This is a genomic window from Pseudomonas sp. GL-B-19, assembly GCF_019956415.1.
Taxonomy (GTDB): domain Bacteria; phylum Pseudomonadota; class Gammaproteobacteria; order Pseudomonadales; family Pseudomonadaceae; genus Aquipseudomonas.
This window is the reverse complement of the sequence record NZ_JAHBDK010000064.1, coordinates 45,308-61,340: the sequence shown is the minus strand read 5'-3', so window position 1 is coordinate 61,340 and position 16,033 is coordinate 45,308. Positions and strand designations below refer to the sequence as shown.

Below are 16,033 nucleotides of genomic sequence, written 5' to 3'. Positions count from 1 at the left end.
TCTGTTTGAATGCTCGGCTCAAAGGCCAATGATTGGCCTGCTTGCGAAAAAAATTAAACTCGGGTAACCAATGGAACTGGCAAGTTCCCTGCAATGCTCTCTGAACTAAAAAGCAGCGATGCAGAATTATCGGTCACCCAAGTAGCAGTACCTGGCAAAGACTGTTTGACGAAAAAAGTCAGCCCCAGGTACTCGTCTCAGGGCAATGGAGCGTCGTAGATGAGTAATAAGAATAACGATGACTTGAAATCACAAGCCTCGGAAAACACCTTGGGGCTGAATCCAGTCGTTGGGCTGCGCGGAAAGGATCTTTTGGCTTCTGCTCGCATGGTGCTCAGACAGGCCATCAAACAACCGATTCACAGTGCCAAGCATGTCGCCCATTTCGGCCTTGAACTGAAGAACGTGGTATTCGGCAAATCCGAGCTTCAACCGACACCCGAAGACCGCCGCTTCAACGATCCGGCCTGGACTCAGAACCCGCTCTATCGACGTTATTTGCAAACGTACCTGGCGTGGCGCAAGGAGCTCCACGACTGGATCGGCGACAGTAATCTGTCGCCCAAAGATGTCGCTCGCGGACACTTCGTGATCAACCTCATGACCGAAGCCATGGCCCCGACCAACTCGGCGGCCAACCCGGCGGCGGTCAAACGCTTCTTCGAAACCGGCGGCAAAAGCCTGCTCGACGGCCTCTCGCATCTGGCCAAGGACATGGTGCACAACGGCGGCATGCCGAGCCAGGTCAACATGGGCGCATTCGAAGTTGGCAAGAGCCTGGGCGTAACCGAAGGCGCCGTGGTGTTCCGCAACGATGTACTGGAGCTGATCCAGTACAAGCCGACCACCGAGCAAGTGCACGAGCGCCCACTGCTGGTGGTGCCGCCACAAATCAACAAGTTCTACGTATTCGACCTGAGCCCCGAGAAGAGCCTGGCGCGCTACTGCCTGCGCAGTAATCTGCAGACCTTTATCGTCAGCTGGCGCAACCCGACCAAGGAGCAGCGCGAGTGGGGCCTGTCGACCTACATCGAAGCGCTCAAGGAAGCGGTCGATGTGGTCAGCGCCATCACGGGCAGCAAAGACATCAACATGCTCGGCGCCTGCTCCGGCGGCATCACCTGCACCGCGCTGCTGGGCCATTACGCGGCAATCGGCGAGAAAAAGGTCAACTCCCTGACGCTGCTGGTCAGCGTGCTGGATACCACCCTGGACAGCGACGTCGCCCTGTTCGTCGACGAGCAAACCCTGGAATCCGCCAAGCGCCAGTCCTATCAGGCCGGTGTGCTGGAAGGCCGCGACATGGCGAAAGTCTTTGCCTGGATGCGCCCCAACGACTTGATCTGGAACTACTGGGTCAACAACTACCTGCTGGGCAACGAACCGCCGGTGTTCGACATTCTGTTCTGGAACAACGACACCACACGGTTACCGGCCGCGTTCCACGGCGACCTGATCGAGATGTTCAAAAGTAATCCACTGATCCGCCCCAATGCACTGGAAGTGTGCGGTACGCCGATTGACCTGAAACAAGTCACCGCAGACATCTATTGCCTGGCCGGCACCACCGACCACATCACCCCATGGAAGTCCTGCTACAAGTCAGCGCAACTGTTTGGTGGCAAGGTCGAATTCGTGTTGTCGAGCAGCGGGCATATCCAGAGCATTCTGAACCCGCCGGGCAATCCGAAATCACGCTACATGACCAGCAGCGAGATGCCGGTCAAGGCCGAAGAGTGGCAAGAGAACTCCACCAAGCACACCGATTCCTGGTGGCTGCACTGGCAGGCATGGCAAGCCGAGCGTGGGGGCAAGTTGAAAAAGGCGCCAGCCAGCCTGGGCAACAAAACCTACACCGCCGGCGAAGCAGCGCCAGGCACTTATGTCCATGAGCGGTAACTGACACACCTCGCGCCCTGTAGGAGCCGAGCTTGCTCGCGATAGCGGTGGGGCAGGCGCAGTAATATTGACTGTGCCACCGTCTTCGCGAGCAAGCTCAGCTCCTACAGGGGATCGGGGGGTGAAATTGAGATAGCGACCCACAAGGCCTGAAGCATGCCGCAACCGTTCATTTTTCGTACCATCGACCTGGATGGCCAGACCCTCCGCACGGCGGTACGCCCCGGCAAGCCTCACTTGACGCCCTTGCTGATTTTCAACGGCATCGGCGCCAACCTGGAGCTGGTGTTTCCGTTCGTCGCGGCGCTGGACCCGGACCTGGAAGTGATTGCTTTCGACGTACCCGGAGTCGGCGGCTCGTCGACACCGAGTCGACCTTATCGCTTTCCGGGCTTGGCGAAACTCACGGCGCGGATGCTCGACTACCTCGACTACGGACAAGTCAATGTGATTGGCGTGTCCTGGGGCGGCGCCCTTGCGCAGCAGTTTGCATATGACTATCCCGAGCGTTGCAAGAAACTCGTGTTGGCGGCCACGGCAGCCGGCGCGGTGATGGTGCCGGGCAAACCGAAAGTGCTATGGATGATGGCCAGCCCACGACGCTACATCCAGCCGTCTCACGTGATCCGCATTGCACCGATGATCTATGGCGGCGCGTTCCGTCGTGATCCGACCCTGGCGGCCAGCCACGCGGCGAAAGTCCGTTCGGCGGGCAAGCTCGGTTATTACTGGCAACTGTTTGCCGGCTTTGGCTGGACCAGCATTCACTGGCTGCACAAGATCAATCAGCCAACCCTGGTGCTGGCCGGCGACGACGATCCGCTGATCCCGCTGATCAACATGCGTTTACTGGCCTGGCGAATTCCCAATGCCCAGTTGCACATCATCGATGACGGGCATCTGTTCCTGATTACTCGCGCCGAAGCGGTAGCACCGATCATCATGAAATTCCTCGAAGAAGAACGTCAGCGTGCCGTGATGCATCCGCATCCACATCCGTCGCCGTCACGCGGTTAAAGGACGAAGGCTTTTGCCTGGTGGCCGGCAGGACGCCGCGCCGCGCAACAACCCACAACAGCGTCTATGGTGAACGGTTCAGTGTGTTTGTTTTTGGCTTGAAACGAAGGAGTGTTGAGACATGCGCGACAAACCAGCGAGAGACCATTTACCCACTCCCGCCGCGTTCATCAACGCACAGAGTGCAATTACCGGCCTGCGTGGCCGGGATCTGTTTTCGACCCTGCGCAGTGTGGCGGCCCACGGCTTGCGCAATCCGGTGCACAGCGCCCGACACGCCTTGAAACTGGGCGGTCAGTTGGGCCGCGTGTTGTTGGGTGAAACCTTGCACCCGACCAACCCGCAAGACAGTCGTTTCAACGACCCGGCGTGGAGCCTCAACCCTTTTTATCGCCGCAGCCTGCAGGCTTACCTGAGCTGGCAGAAACAGGTCAAAAGCTGGATCGACGAGAGTGCGATGTCCCCCGATGATCGCGCCCGCGCGCACTTTGCGTTTGCCTTGCTCAACGATGCGGTATCGCCGTCCAACACCTTGCTCAATCCGCTGGCGATCAAGGAGATCTTCAACTCCGGCGGCAACAGCCTGGTGCGTGGCATCAGCCATCTGGTCGACGACCTCTTGCACAACGACGGCCTACCCCGGCAAGTCACCAAGCAAGCGTTCGAAGTGGGTAAAACCGTTGCCACCACTAGCGGTTCCGTGGTGTTTCGCAACGAACTGCTGGAGCTGATCCAGTACAAGTCGATGAGCGAGAAACAGTATTCAAAACCGCTGCTGGTGGTGCCGCCGCAAATCAACAAGTACTACATTTTCGACCTGAGCCCGCATAACAGCTTCGTTCAGTTCGCCCTGAAGAGCGGCCTGCAAACCTTCATGATCAGTTGGCGCAATCCGGATGTGCGCCATCGCGAATGGGGGCTTTCCACGTATGTTGAAGCTGTGGAAGAAGCCATGAATGTCTGCCGGGCGATCACCGGTGCGCGCGAGGTCAACCTGATGGGCGCGTGCGCCGGCGGGCTGACCATCGCCGCGCTGCAAGGCCACTTGCAGGCCAAACGGCAGCTGCGGCGAGTGTCCAGCGCGACCTATCTGGTGAGCTTGCTCGACAGTCAAATGGACTCCCCGGCGACGCTTTTCGCCGACGAACAAACCCTTGAGGCGGCCAAGCGCAAGTCTTATCAGAAAGGTGTGCTGGAAGGTCGCGACATGGCGAAGGTATTCGCCTGGATGCGTCCCAACGACTTGATCTGGAGTTATTTCGTCAATAATTACCTGCTCGGCAAAGAACCGCCGGCGTTCGACATCCTCTACTGGAATAACGACAACACACGACTGCCGGCGGCCTTTCATGGCGATCTGCTGGACTTCTTCAAACACAACCCTATGAGCCATCCGGGCGGCCTTGAAGTGTGCGGTACACCCATCGACTTGCAGAAAGTCACCGTCGACAGCTTCAGCGTCGCGGGCATCAACGACCACATCACGCCATGGGATGCCGTGTACCGCTCGACACTGCTGCTGGGTGGCGAGCGACGCTTCGTGCTGTCCAATAGCGGTCACGTGCAGAGCATTCTCAACCCGCCGAGCAACCCGAAAGCCAACTACGTCGAAGGCGCGAAATTGAGCAGCGATCCACGGGCCTGGTACTACGACGCCAAGCAAGTCGACGGCAGTTGGTGGACGCAATGGCTGGAGTGGATTCAACAACGCTCTGGCGCGCTAAAAGAAACCCACACAACCCTTGGCAATCAGAACTATCCACCGCAGGAGGCAGCACCCGGTACTTACGTGCGTGTGCGCTGACGTTCAACCCACCACGGCCGACGCTGGCCGTGGCCTGACTCGACCATTAAGAAGACTGGATGAAAACCCGCGACCGGATTCTCGAATGTGCTTTGCAGTTGTTCAATCAGAAAGGCGAACCGAACGTCTCCACCATGGAAGTTGCCAACGAGATGGGCATCAGCCCCGGCAACCTCTACTACCACTTTCACGGCAAGGAGCCGCTGATTCTCGGGTTGTTCGAACGCTTTCAGTCTGAACTGACACCGTTGCTCGACCCACCCTCCGATGTCGAACTGACACCGGACGATTACTGGCTGTTCCTGCACCTGATCGTCGAACGCCTGGCGCATTACCGGTTTCTGTTCCAGGACCTGTCGAACCTCGCCGGGCGCCTGCCAAAACTGGCCAAGGGCATACGCAACCTGCTCAATGCGCTGAAGCGCACACTGGCGTCGTTGCTCGCGCGATTAAAGGCCCAGGGGCAGTTGGTCAGCGACACCCAGGCGTTGGGGCAGTTAGTAGAGCAGATCACCATGACGCTGCTGTTCTCGCTGGACTACCAGCGGATTCTGGATCGTGAGGGTGAGGTGAGGCTGGTGGTGTATCAGATCATGATGCTGGTGGCGCCGCACTTGTTGCCGCCGATCAAGGTCGCGACCGAACAGATGGCACTTCAATACCTGGAAGCCCACGAATAACCACTGTAGGAGCCGAGCTTGCTCGCGATAGCGTCGTGTCAGTCGACATTAATATTGGCTGACATGGCGCCATCGCGAGCAAGCTCGGCTCCTACAGAGGGATGCGTCGCTCATTGAACCGAGTACAAACAAAAACGCCCGACCTTTGCAGGCCGGGCGTTTTTTTGAGCCCTAAAAATCAGGACTGACTGGTTGGCGTCGTTGCTGGCGCTACAGTCGGGGTTACAGCAGGGGTCGGCGCGGCAGCAGAGTTCGATGCGCTGACCGGGGCGGCCGGAGTTGCCGGAGTTGCCGGTTTGGCAGCAGCCACTGCTGGTTTTGGTGCGGCAGCTTTCGGCGCTGCCGGTTTTTTCACCGCTGGCTTCTTCGCGGCAGCAGGTTTTGCTGCTGGCTTGGCTGCCGGTTTGGCTGCGGCAGTTTTGGCCGCAGGTTTAGCAGCAACCGGTTTGGCCGCTGGCTTGGCTGCGGCAGTTTTGGCAGCAGGCTTGGCCGCTGGTTTAGCAGCCGCTTTTGCCAGTGGCTTGGCAGCGGTTTTAGGCGCTGGTTTTGCCGCTGCGGTTTTCGCCGCAACAGGCGCAACCTTGGCACCAGTGAGTTTTTCGATTTGCTTGGTCAGGGTGTCGACCTTGCTGTGCAGTGCTTTCACTTCGTTGCGGCTCGGTACACCGAGGCGCGAAATAGCACTGTTCAGACGCTTGTCGAAAGCCCCTTCCAGCTCGTCCCATTTGCCCAGTGCGCGATCTTTAACGCCACTGATACGCGACTTGGCCGAAGTAGCAGAATCCTTGGCAGCGTCGACTTTCTTGCCGACAGCGCTCTTGGTGAGCTTCTCGGCTTTCTCGCCGTCTTTGACCAATGTATCGAAGAGCTTGCTGCCGTCAGTGTCGATCTTCGAGTACACACCTAAACCAGCCAGCCAGATTTTGCGGGAGTAGTCTTCGACTTTCCCAATCCACGAGCTGCCTTCTTTTTCGGTGTTCTTTTTACCAGCCATCCCGTTCTCCTTAAGATTTACGCGCGACGCGTTCGAGCAATGCCGTCAGCTCATCGAGCTTAGCAGAGAGTGTCTCAACGTCATGTTTAGACGGAATGCCGATACGATTCAAGGCACTTGCGACACGCGAGTCAAAAGCCTTCTCGACCTTGTCGAGTTGAACTTCGACCTTGCCTTTGAAAGTACTCACTTCGCTCTTGGCTTCAACGATCTCGGCATTAGCGGCTTCAAGTTTTTCGGCTACTACTTTTTTGCCTTTCTTTTCAACAGTTTGACCAGCCTTGATCAACTCTTGAAAGTACTCGCCACCCTCTTGGCCGACCTTGGTGTAGGCACCCAGGCCTGCCAGCCAGATCTTGCGGGCATAGGATTTAACGTCGCCCAGAGCAGTGGTCGATGCGTCGATTTTTTTCTTCAAAATTACTTTAGCCATGGTGCACCTCACGCGCAGAAGGTTTGAGGAACTGCCCGCGCAAGTGTCGGGCTCAGGCACAAAGTAGGGAGAAAAATTAGAAACGGCACCCTAACAACTGACATAAACCTTTGGCTTTACACAAAACAAATGTAGGAGTGAGCCGGCTCCGGGCGGCGTTCCGACGATAGCGGTCTATCAGTCGAAATCAATGTTGACTGACAGACCGCTATCGCGAGCAGGCTCACTCCTACAGGGGATGGGATTTCAATCCGGAATCAGGCGAGCGCTTTATCGAGGGCCTTTTCGATTTCCGATTTGATCATGCCGCTCATGGCCGACATCATCAGCCCCAACTCCACCTCGACGCGGATCGAATCTTCGCTGACATGCACCGCGCCTTTCACGCCGGAGCGCTTGAGGTTCAATGTGTCACCGAACCACTGCGGCTCCAGGCCATATTGATCGGACAGTTTCTGCGCCAGCTTGTCGGCCATCTCGCGGGCCGCTTCCTTGCCCAGGCCGTGGGCACGTTCAACACTAATATGGGCCATCGAATGACTCCTGCTTTATGGATACTTTCCTGAAGCATCTTGAGCATTACTGCGTCAAAACGTCCCGGTGGTTGCCCATCTTACCTTCAGCCTTGCCAAGACAAAGCATGCCTTGGGGATTAGAATGTCCCGCATTCTCTTCTGGTGACAGCGATATGACTGATCAGCGCAAAGGCAGCGATGCCGAACCCACCACTCACTTCGGTTTCAAAAACGTTCCGGAAAGCCAAAAAGCGGAAAAAGTCGCTGAGGTTTTCCATTCGGTAGCCGCCAAGTACGACTTGATGAACGACCTCCTGTCGGGCGGCATGCACCGTTTGTGGAAGCGTTTCGCAATCGAGCTTTCGGGCGTGCGCACCGGCAATCGCGTTTTGGACATCGCTGGCGGTACGGGCGACCTGACCAAAAAATTCTCGCACCTCGTCGGCCCGACCGGCCAGGTGGTGTTGGCCGACATCAACGAATCCATGCTCAAGGTCGGTCGTGACCGCCTGCTGGATCTCGGCGTGGCCGGCAATGTCGAATTCGTTCAGGCCGATGCTGAAAAGCTGCCGTTCCCGGACAATCACTTCGACTGCGTGACCATCGCCTTCGGCCTGCGCAACGTGACGCACAAGGAAGATGCCCTGCGCTCGATGCTGCGCGTACTCAAGCCTGGCGGTCGTCTGTTGGTATTGGAGTTCTCCAAGCCGACCAACGCGTTGATGTCCAAAGCCTACGACGCCTACTCGTTCGCCTTCATGCCGCTGATGGGCAAGCTGATCACCAACGACTCGGAAAGCTATCGCTACCTGGCCGAATCGATCCGCATGCACCCGAATCAGGAAACCCTGAAGTCGATGATGGTCGAGGCCGGTTTCGACCGCGTGACCTACCACAACATGACGGCAGGCATCGTCGCCCTGCACCGCGGCATCAAACCCTGATGTTGCTGGCCGGTCTGCTCGCCAGCGTTGAACTCGGTCTGAACCGGGTGTTGCGTCTCGACAGCACGGCGCTGCCACGGCTGACGCATTTGAGCGGCCGGGTGATTGCCGTCGATTGCAGCAGCCCGGCGCTGCAACTGTTCATCCTGCCCAGTGACGAAGGCCTGATGCTGGCCGCTCATTGGGAAACCGGCGCCGACTGCACGTTGCGTGCTCCGGCCTCCAGCCTGTTGAAACTGGCGATGAGCAAGGACAAGACCTCGGTCCTGCATAGCCCTGAGGTCGAACTCGACGGTGACAGCGGCGTGCTGCTGGAACTGGCGGCGATCCTTCAGGACCTGGAGCTGGATTGGGAGTACGAACTCTCGCGCTGGCTGGGCCCGGTGGCCACGCAACTGGTCGGCGGTCACCTGCGCAGCCGCGCCCGCTGGTATCAGCAAGGGTTTGCCAGCCTGGGGCAGAACTTGGGCGAATACCTTGCAGAAGAGTCGCGCACCCTCGTCGGTCAGCGCGAAGCCGAAGCCCGTTTCAGTGAACTGGACCAGATCAAACTCGATCTGGAACGTCTCGAGGCGCGCTTCGAGCGCCTTTCCCGATCCCTCGACCCAAGCGATAACGCATGAAGCTGCTTGCCGTCCGCCGTTTGTTGCGCATCCAGCGCGTTGTGATTCGTTACCGCCTCGATGACCTGCTGTTTGCCCTGCCGCTACCGTGGTTTCTGCTGGCATTGCGTTACGCGCTGCCGTGGCGCTGGTTCCCGCGCAAGACGCTGGACCTGAGCCGTGGCGCACGATTGCGCCTGGCGTTGCAGGACCTTGGGCCGATTTTCATCAAGTTCGGGCAGATTCTGTCCACCCGCCGCGACTTGTTGCCGGAAGACATTGCCGATGAGCTGATGAAGCTGCAGGACCGCGTGCCGCCGTTCGACTCGCAAGTGTCGGTCAAGCTGATCGAAGACCAGCTCGGCAAAAAGATCAGTGAAGTGTTCAGCCGCTTCGACGTTGAGCCGCTGGCTTCCGCCTCGGTGGCGCAGGTGCATGCCGCGCAGTTGAAAACCGGCGAAGAAGTAGTGGTCAAGGTGATCCGCCCGGGCCTCAAACCGATCATCGCTCAAGATCTGGCGTGGCTGTTCATTCTTGCCCGCGCCGCCGAAAAGCTCTCGGCCGACGCGCGTCTGCTGCACCCGGTGGACGTGGTCAGCGACTACGAAAAAACCATCTACGACGAACTCGACCTGCTGCGCGAAGCGGCCAACGCCAGCCAGTTGAAGCGTAACTTCGAAGGCTCGCCACTGTTGTATGTGCCGCAAGTCTATTGGGACTGGTGCCGGCCGAAAGTGTTGGTAATGGAGCGCATCTACGGCATCCAGGTCACCGACCTGACGACGCTGGCCGACCAGCGCACGGACATGAAAATGCTCGCCGAACGCGGTGTGGAGATCTTCTTCACCCAAGTGTTCCGTGACAGCTTCTTCCACGCCGACATGCACCCCGGCAACATCTTCGTCAGCACCGTCAACCCGTGGAGCCCGCAGTACATTGCGATTGACTGCGGCATCGTCGGCAGCCTGACCCCGGAAGACCAGGACTACCTGGCGCGCAACCTGTTTGCCTTCTTCAAGCGTGACTATCGTCGCGTGGCGCAATTGCACATCGATTCGGGCTGGGTACCGGCGGAAACCAAACTCAACGAATTCGAAGCGGCGATCCGCACTGTGTGCGAGCCGATTTTCGAAAAACCATTAAAAGATATCTCCTTCGGCCAGGTGCTGATGCGTCTGTTCCAGACTGCTCGGCGCTTCAACATGGAAGTGCAGCCGCAGCTGGTACTGCTGCAAAAAACCCTGTTGAACATCGAAGGCCTGGGCCGTCAGCTGTACCCGGACCTCGATCTGTGGAACACCGCGCAGCCTTTCCTCGAACGCTGGATGCGCGAGCGCGTCAGCCCCAAAGCCTTGCTCGGCAACGTGCAGAGCCAGTTCGAACAGTTGCCGCATCTGGCCAATATGGCCCGTGATCTGCTGGAGCGCATGTCCCAACCCCATGCCTACGACCCGCCACCACCCTGGCACCGGCGCCGGGACGACTGGTTCCTGCGGCTGCTCGGCACGGCCCATCTGGCCGGTGGTGCAATACTGGCCGCCGGAGGGCCGCTGAACCAAATGGCTTACTGGCCGGCCGGAATCATGATGGCCGTCGGCTTGTATCTGGTCGTTCGCCGATAGCCAGTCACGCAAGTCGCTGGCACACTGTTCGAACGCCTGGGTTCGACTAATGAAGTGTTGAACCCGCTGTCGGAGTCGAAGATGAAAAACTGGCTGGACGAGATCAAGTGGGACGCTGATGGCCTGGTGCCCGCGATTGCCCAGGATCACAAGACCGGGCGCGTCCTGATGATGGCCTGGATGAACCGTGAAGCGCTGGAACTGACTGCTGCCGAGAATCGCGCCATTTACTGGTCACGCTCCCGTGGCAAGCTGTGGCGCAAGGGTGAAGAGTCCGGCCACGTGCAAACCCTGCATGAGATGCGCCTGGATTGCGACGCCGACGTGATCATCCTGATGGTCGAGCAAATGGGCGACATCGCGTGCCACACTGGCCGCCAAAGCTGCTTCTACCGTGTCTTCGAGAACGGCGACTGGAAAACTGTCGACCCGGTGCTCAAGGACCCGCACGCCATCTACTCCGCAGGACACACCCATGAGTGACACGTTGACCCGTCTGGCCCAAGTGCTGGAAGAGCGCAAAGGCGCCGCCGCCGACAGCTCGTATGTCGCCAGCCTGTACCACAAGGGCTTGAACAAGATTCTGGAAAAAGTCGGCGAAGAGTCGGTCGAAACCATCATTGCTGCCAAGGATGCCGCCATCAGCGGCGACTGCAGCGATGTGATCTACGAGACCGCCGATTTGTGGTTCCACAGCATGGTCATGCTCGCCCAACTGGGGCAGCATCCACAGGCTGTACTTGATGAACTGGACCGTCGTTTCGGTCTCTCCGGACACGCCGAGAAAGCCTCGCGCCCGTCCGCCTGAATAACTATTAGAGAGGAGCAGCAACATGGGCATTTTTGACTGGAAACACTGGATCGTCATCCTGGTTGTTGTCGTATTGGTATTCGGCACCAAGAAACTGAAAAACCTCGGTACTGACGTGGGCGAGTCGATCAAGGGCTTCAAGAAAGCCATGAACGACGACGAAAAACCGGCCGACCCGACCGCGACACCGTCCCAACCGGTACCGCCGGTTCAGCCGCAGACCTCTGTGAACCAGCCGCACACCATCGACGTGCAGGCACAAAAAGTCGAAGAGCCGATTCGCAAAGACGTGTGAGCACTGACTAATGTTTGGTATCAGCTTCTCTGAACTGCTGCTCGTCGGCCTCGTAGCCCTGCTGGTACTGGGTCCCGAGCGCTTGCCGGGTGCTGCGCGCACCGCCGGCCTGTGGGTCGGACGCTTGAAGCGCAGCTTCAACGCAATCAAACAGGAAGTTGAACGGGAAATCGGCGCCGACGAGATTCGTCGGCAGCTGCACAACGAGCACATTCTGTCGCTGGAGCAGGAGGCGCGGAAGATTTTCTCGCCGACCCAGCAGGAGCCGACGCCGGTGGAGCATGTGGGGGAACAGACGATTCACGCGCCTGTCGCCGCCACTGAACCAACGCCTGCGCCAGCGCCTGTTGTAGCGACAGCGCCACCTGAGTCCGTTGTATCAGCACCACCGGTTGAACCGGTTGCTCCTGCCGCCGCGCCGACAGCGCCGGCCCCTCATGACCCAACACTGCCGCCGCGAGCCCCATGACAAGGGCCTGTCATCGGTCATTTCCTGTGTCGCGTTGTCGCCTGAAAGCGGGCCAGGCAAGGCGTAGGCCGCAGGGAATGGTTGTTCCCTTTCCAAGGCCTACAACGCAGCCTGGCCCGCTTTCAGGCACAACCCGGAGGGCCGGCCTGTATTTGCGCAGGGCTGCGTTACTCGTCACTTATTTGAAACGCCAAACTACGCTCCTCGCGCCTTGCCCTGCGCAAATACAGGCTCGGCGCGACACAGGAAATGACCGATGACAGGCCCTACTCTCCCCGAAAATGACCAGCATATGCCGCTGGTTTCGCACCTCACCGAGTTGCGTACCCGCCTGCTGCGCTGTGTAGCGGCGATTTTTATCATCTTCGCCGGGTTGTTTGCCTTCACCCAGCAGATCTACACCTTCGTCTCCACGCCGCTGCGCGCATACCTGCCTGCCGGCGCGACAATGATCGCCACCGATGTGTCGTCGCCATTCCTGACGCCGCTAAAGCTGACCATGATGGTTTCGCTGTTCCTGGCGATCCCGGTGATCCTGCATCAGATCTGGGGCTTCATTGCACCGGGCCTGTACAAGCATGAGAAGCGCATTGCAGTACCGTTGTTGATGTCCAGCATCGTGCTGTTCTACGCCGGTATGGCGTTCGCCTATTACCTGGTGTTCCCGCTGATCTTCAAGTTCTTCGCCTCCGCCACCCCGGCTGGCGTGGAGATGATGACCGACATCACCAGCTACCTCGATTTCGTCATGACGCTGTTCTTCGCCTTCGGCGTGGCGTTTGAAATTCCGGTGGCCGTGGTGCTGCTGGTGTGGATTGGTGTGGTCGACGTCAAATACCTGAAGAAAATCCGCCCCTACGTGATCATCGGTTGCTTCGTGGTCGGCATGATCCTGACGCCGCCGGACATCTTCTCGCAGACGCTATTGGCTGTTCCAATGTGGTTGCTGTTCGAGATCGGGATCTTGTTTGGCAGCCTGATCAGCAAACGGGGCGAGCATCCGGACGATCAACCGGTTGACGATCACAACGACCAGCCGCCAGCGACCCAACCGTGAACCTGCTGCTCCTCGAAGAAGCTGATTTCATTGCAGCCGACCGAGTGATCCTGCGTGATCGCCGGTTGACGCACATGCAGGAAGTCCACCGCTGCGAAGTCGGTGACAGCATGCGCGTCGGCAGGATCGGTGGGTTGATGGGTTCGGCAGAAGTGCTGCGTCTGGACGCCGGTGAAGCCGAACTGCGCGTCACCCTCGACCAACCGCCCCCGGCCAAGCTGCCGTTGACCCTGGTTCTGGCCCTGCCACGCCCGAAAATGCTGCGCAGGGTGTTTCAGACCGTGGCTGCCATGGGTGTGCCACGTATCGTGCTGGTGAACAGCTATCGCGTCGAGAAGAGCTTCTGGCAAACCCCGTTTCTGGAACCCGAGGCGATTCGCGAGCAACTGATCCTCGGCCTCGAACAGGCCCGGGACAGCGTGTTGCCGGAAATCGTTATCGAGAAGCGCTTCAAGCCGTTTGTTGAGGACCGTCTGCCAGCGATCACCGAGGGCACCCTCGGCCTGGTCGGCCATCCCGGTCATCACCCGCCCTGCCCCCGAGGCCTGGACGAACCGGTGACCCTGGCCATCGGCCCTGAAGGTGGCTGGATTCCTTACGAGATCGACTTGCTGGGCAAATCCGGCCTGCAACCGGTGCAACTCGGCGAGCGCATTCTGCGCGTCGAAACCGCCGTCACCGCGCTGCTCGCCCGCCTCTTCTAACACTGCACCTTGTAGCTGCTGGCGAAGCCTGCTGCTACAAGGGCTGTGATTGTCGCAGTCTTTTTCCACCCTACAGAACCCGCCTCGCCTGCCGATACAGTTCCCATAAAACCAAATCAGTGGTCCAGGGAGTTGTAGCATGTACCAATGGCTAGCCGAGAATCTGGGAAACGTCAGCGTCAATCGCAAACTGGGGATCGGTTTCGGCCTGGTGCTGCTGCTTACCTTATTGATCACCTTCACCGGCTGGACCGGTCTGAGCGAAGTGACCAGCCGCGGTGATAAGTTGGGCTTCATTTCCAGCATCAATGACCTGACCAGAGACCTGCGCATCGCTCGTCTGGACTACGAAATTCGTCGTGGCGAACAAGGCCCTGACGCCGTAAACGAGATGTTGAGCAAGCTCGAAACCAGCCTGCAAGCCGCCCGTCAAATGATCGAGCAGCCTGCCGACGTGGCCATGATCGACCAGCAATTGGCCGCCGTCAGCCAATACAAGCAAGCCTTTGTCGCCCTGACCCAAGCCGGCGCCAACCGCGAAAACGCCCGCAGCAAATTGGGCGCCACCGCTGACAATGCCGTGGCCAAGGTTGCTGAAGTCGAAAAATCGAAGCTGCAGGGCGACAGCGTTACGCAATTCAACAGTGTGATCGAACTGAGCAAACTGATTCAACAAGCGCGCTTCCAGGTTCGCGGTTACACCTACAGCGGCAAGCCAGAAGCCGAGCAACCCGCGCTGGACGCCATCGACAACGCCCTGAAAAACCTGGAAAGCCTGCCGTCCGAACTGTCGGAACAACACGCCACCCACCTGCAACAGGCCGCCGAATCGCTCAAAGCCTACCGCGCGGCTGTCAGCCAGTTCCGCGACTCCCAGGTCGCCAGCGCCGACGCGATCAAACGCATGGCCGCGCAAGGCGAAATCCTGCTCGGCGCCAGCAAAAAGCTCACGATTTCGCAAACCGTCGTGCGCGATACCGATGCCGCACACGCCAAGAACATGCTGCTGATGGCCACCGCTCTGGCCTTGGTCTTTGGCATGATCGCTGCCTGGGCGATCACTCGTCAGATCGTCATCCCGCTGACCCAGACCCTTAAAGTGGCTGAACGCGTGGCAGCCGGCGATCTGACTCACAACCTGACCTCCAAACGTCGCGACGAACTCGGCCAGCTTCAGCGCGCCATGCAGAGCATGACCTTGGGCCTGCGCGAACTGATCGGCGGTATCAGCGACGGCGTCACGCAAATCGCCAGCGCCGCTGAAGAGTTGTCGGCGGTCACCGAGCAAACCAGCGCCGGGGTCAACAGCCAGAAAGTAGAGACCGATCAGGTAGCGACCGCGATGAACGAAATGACCGCGACCGTGCAAGAAGTCGCGCGCAATGCCGAAGAAGCCTCCGAAGCCGCTGTCGCCGCCGATCAGCAAGCCCGTGAGGGCGACAAAGTGGTCGGCGAAGCCATCGCCCAGATCGAGCGCCTGGCCCTCGAAGTCGGCAACTCCACCGCTGCAATGGGCGATTTGAAACGCGAAAGCGACAAGATTGGCAGTGTGCTCGACGTGATCAAATCCGTCGCCCAACAAACCAACCTGCTGGCCCTCAACGCCGCCATCGAAGCCGCCCGTGCCGGTGAAGCGGGACGTGGTTTTGCGGTGGTTGCCGATGAAGTTCGCAGCCTGGCGCAACGCACCCAGAAGTCCACCGAAGAAATCGAAGAGCTGATTGTCGGGTTGCAAAACGGCACCCAGCAAGTTGCGACCATCATGGATAACAGCCGCGCCCTGACTGACAGCAGCGTCGAACTGACCCGCCGCGCCGGGGGCTCACTGGAAAGCATCACCCGCACCGTGTCGGCGATTCAGTCGATGAACCAGCAGATTGCCGCCGCAGCCGAGCAGCAGACGGCGGTGGCCGAGGAGATCAACCGTAGCGTGCTCAACGTGCGTGATGTGTCCGAGCAGACCTCGGCAGCCAGTGAAGAGACGGCGGCGTCCAGTGTTGAGCTCGCGCGGTTGGGGACGCATCTGCAGATGCTGGTGGGCAGATTCAAGGTTTGAGGTGATTCAATGACCTCGGTTCACATAGGACCGAGGTGAAGCTATCGCGAGCAGGCTCACTCCTACAGGGGGCAGGTGTCAAACACAAATTTTGTGTGCTCCACCGACCAATGTGGGAGTGAGCCTGCTCG

General features: G+C 59.0%; 17 protein-coding genes and 1 pseudogene. 15 read left to right on the top strand and 3 right to left on the bottom strand.

All coding sequences use genetic code 11. The features are described from left to right. Positions 1-219 precede the first annotated feature (219 nt). The 4 genes from phaC (KGB06_RS23305) to KGB06_RS23290 all read left to right on the top strand — a co-directional run bounded on the left by phaC (KGB06_RS23305) (position 220) and on the right by KGB06_RS23290 (position 5,400). Positions 220-1,899 carry a class II poly(R)-hydroxyalkanoic acid synthase gene (gene phaC, locus KGB06_RS23305; RefSeq protein ID WP_223519932.1) on the top strand — a complete coding sequence of 560 codons (1,680 nt, stop codon included), beginning with the start codon at positions 220-222 and terminating at the stop codon, positions 1,897-1,899. 156 nt (positions 1,900-2,055) lie between these two features. After that, positions 2,056-2,916, top strand: coding sequence for a poly(3-hydroxyalkanoate) depolymerase (phaZ, locus tag KGB06_RS23300; protein ID WP_223519930.1), 861 nt, complete (start codon positions 2,056-2,058; stop codon positions 2,914-2,916). Positions 2,917-3,037: 121 nt separating this feature from the next. Further along, the gene (gene phaC, locus KGB06_RS23295) at positions 3,038-4,720 is read left to right on the top strand and encodes a class II poly(R)-hydroxyalkanoic acid synthase (protein WP_223519928.1); all 1,683 of its coding nucleotides are present in this window, start codon (positions 3,038-3,040) and stop codon (positions 4,718-4,720) included. Between the two features lie 59 nt (positions 4,721-4,779). Then, positions 4,780-5,400, top strand: coding sequence for a TetR/AcrR family transcriptional regulator (locus KGB06_RS23290; RefSeq protein ID WP_223519926.1), 621 nt, complete (start codon positions 4,780-4,782; stop codon positions 5,398-5,400). 178 nt (positions 5,401-5,578) lie between these two features. Here KGB06_RS23290 and KGB06_RS23285 read toward each other — a convergent pair whose 3' ends face one another. From KGB06_RS23285 to KGB06_RS23275, 3 genes are all read right to left on the bottom strand, one after another. Further along, positions 5,579-6,394 carry a phasin family protein gene (locus KGB06_RS23285; protein ID WP_223519924.1) on the bottom strand — a complete coding sequence of 272 codons (816 nt, stop codon included), beginning with the start codon at positions 6,392-6,394 and terminating at the stop codon, positions 5,579-5,581. Between the two features lie 10 nt (positions 6,395-6,404). Beyond that, positions 6,405-6,827: a phasin family protein gene (locus tag KGB06_RS23280; RefSeq protein ID WP_007948966.1), complete on the bottom strand. Its 423-nt coding sequence runs from the start codon at positions 6,825-6,827 to the stop codon at positions 6,405-6,407. Positions 6,828-7,084: 257 nt separating this feature from the next. Continuing rightward, positions 7,085-7,360 (bottom strand): polyhydroxyalkanoic acid system family protein, encoded by a 276-nt coding sequence (locus KGB06_RS23275; protein ID WP_223519922.1) that lies wholly within the window; start codon positions 7,358-7,360, stop codon positions 7,085-7,087. Positions 7,361-7,515: 155 nt separating this feature from the next. Here KGB06_RS23275 and ubiE point away from each other — a divergent pair, with 155 nt between their 5' ends. The 11 genes and pseudogenes from ubiE to KGB06_RS30180 all read left to right on the top strand — a co-directional run bounded on the left by ubiE (position 7,516) and on the right by KGB06_RS30180 (position 15,902). Beyond that, positions 7,516-8,286 (top strand): bifunctional demethylmenaquinone methyltransferase/2-methoxy-6-polyprenyl-1,4-benzoquinol methylase UbiE, encoded by a 771-nt coding sequence (gene ubiE / locus KGB06_RS23270; RefSeq protein ID WP_007948968.1) that lies wholly within the window; start codon positions 7,516-7,518, stop codon positions 8,284-8,286. After that, the gene (locus KGB06_RS23265) at positions 8,286-8,909 is read left to right on the top strand and encodes an SCP2 domain-containing protein (protein ID WP_223519920.1); all 624 of its coding nucleotides are present in this window, start codon (positions 8,286-8,288) and stop codon (positions 8,907-8,909) included. Before ubiE ends, KGB06_RS23265 begins: the two co-directional genes overlap by 1 nt. Continuing rightward, on the top strand, positions 8,906-10,510 hold the full coding sequence (gene ubiB / locus KGB06_RS23260; protein WP_223519918.1) for a ubiquinone biosynthesis regulatory protein kinase UbiB: 1,605 nt from the start codon (positions 8,906-8,908) through the stop codon (positions 10,508-10,510). The genes KGB06_RS23265 and ubiB overlap by 4 nt, the downstream gene beginning before the upstream one ends. Positions 10,511-10,591: 81 nt before the next feature. Further along, positions 10,592-10,993, top strand: a complete 402-nt coding sequence (gene hisI / locus KGB06_RS23255; RefSeq protein ID WP_223519916.1) for a phosphoribosyl-AMP cyclohydrolase — start codon at positions 10,592-10,594, stop codon at positions 10,991-10,993. Next, positions 10,986-11,318, top strand: coding sequence for a phosphoribosyl-ATP diphosphatase (locus tag KGB06_RS23250; protein WP_007899279.1), 333 nt, complete (start codon positions 10,986-10,988; stop codon positions 11,316-11,318). The genes hisI and KGB06_RS23250 overlap by 8 nt, the downstream gene beginning before the upstream one ends. 25 nt (positions 11,319-11,343) lie before the next feature. After that, positions 11,344-11,616: a twin-arginine translocase TatA/TatE family subunit gene (locus tag KGB06_RS23245; RefSeq protein ID WP_223519914.1), complete on the top strand. Its 273-nt coding sequence runs from the start codon at positions 11,344-11,346 to the stop codon at positions 11,614-11,616. Positions 11,617-11,626: 10 nt separating this feature from the next. Further along, entirely contained in the window at positions 11,627-12,085 is a 459-nt protein-coding gene (gene tatB, locus KGB06_RS23240; protein WP_223519912.1) for a Sec-independent protein translocase protein TatB, read from the top strand. A gap of 256 nt (positions 12,086-12,341) precedes the next feature. Then, positions 12,342-13,142 (top strand): twin-arginine translocase subunit TatC, encoded by an 801-nt coding sequence (tatC, locus tag KGB06_RS23235; protein WP_223519910.1) that lies wholly within the window; start codon positions 12,342-12,344, stop codon positions 13,140-13,142. Next, entirely contained in the window at positions 13,139-13,846 is a 708-nt protein-coding gene (locus KGB06_RS23230; RefSeq protein ID WP_223519908.1) for a 16S rRNA (uracil(1498)-N(3))-methyltransferase, read from the top strand. Before tatC ends, KGB06_RS23230 begins: the two co-directional genes overlap by 4 nt. 139 nt (positions 13,847-13,985) lie before the next feature. Then, positions 13,986-15,044 (top strand): annotated as a pseudogene (locus KGB06_RS30185) (methyl-accepting chemotaxis protein); the annotation flags it as partial. Further along, entirely contained in the window at positions 15,030-15,902 is an 873-nt protein-coding gene (locus KGB06_RS30180) for a methyl-accepting chemotaxis protein (protein ID WP_411741869.1), read from the top strand. The pseudogene KGB06_RS30185 and the gene KGB06_RS30180, both read left to right, overlap by 15 nt. Positions 15,903-16,033: the final 131 nt, after the last annotated feature.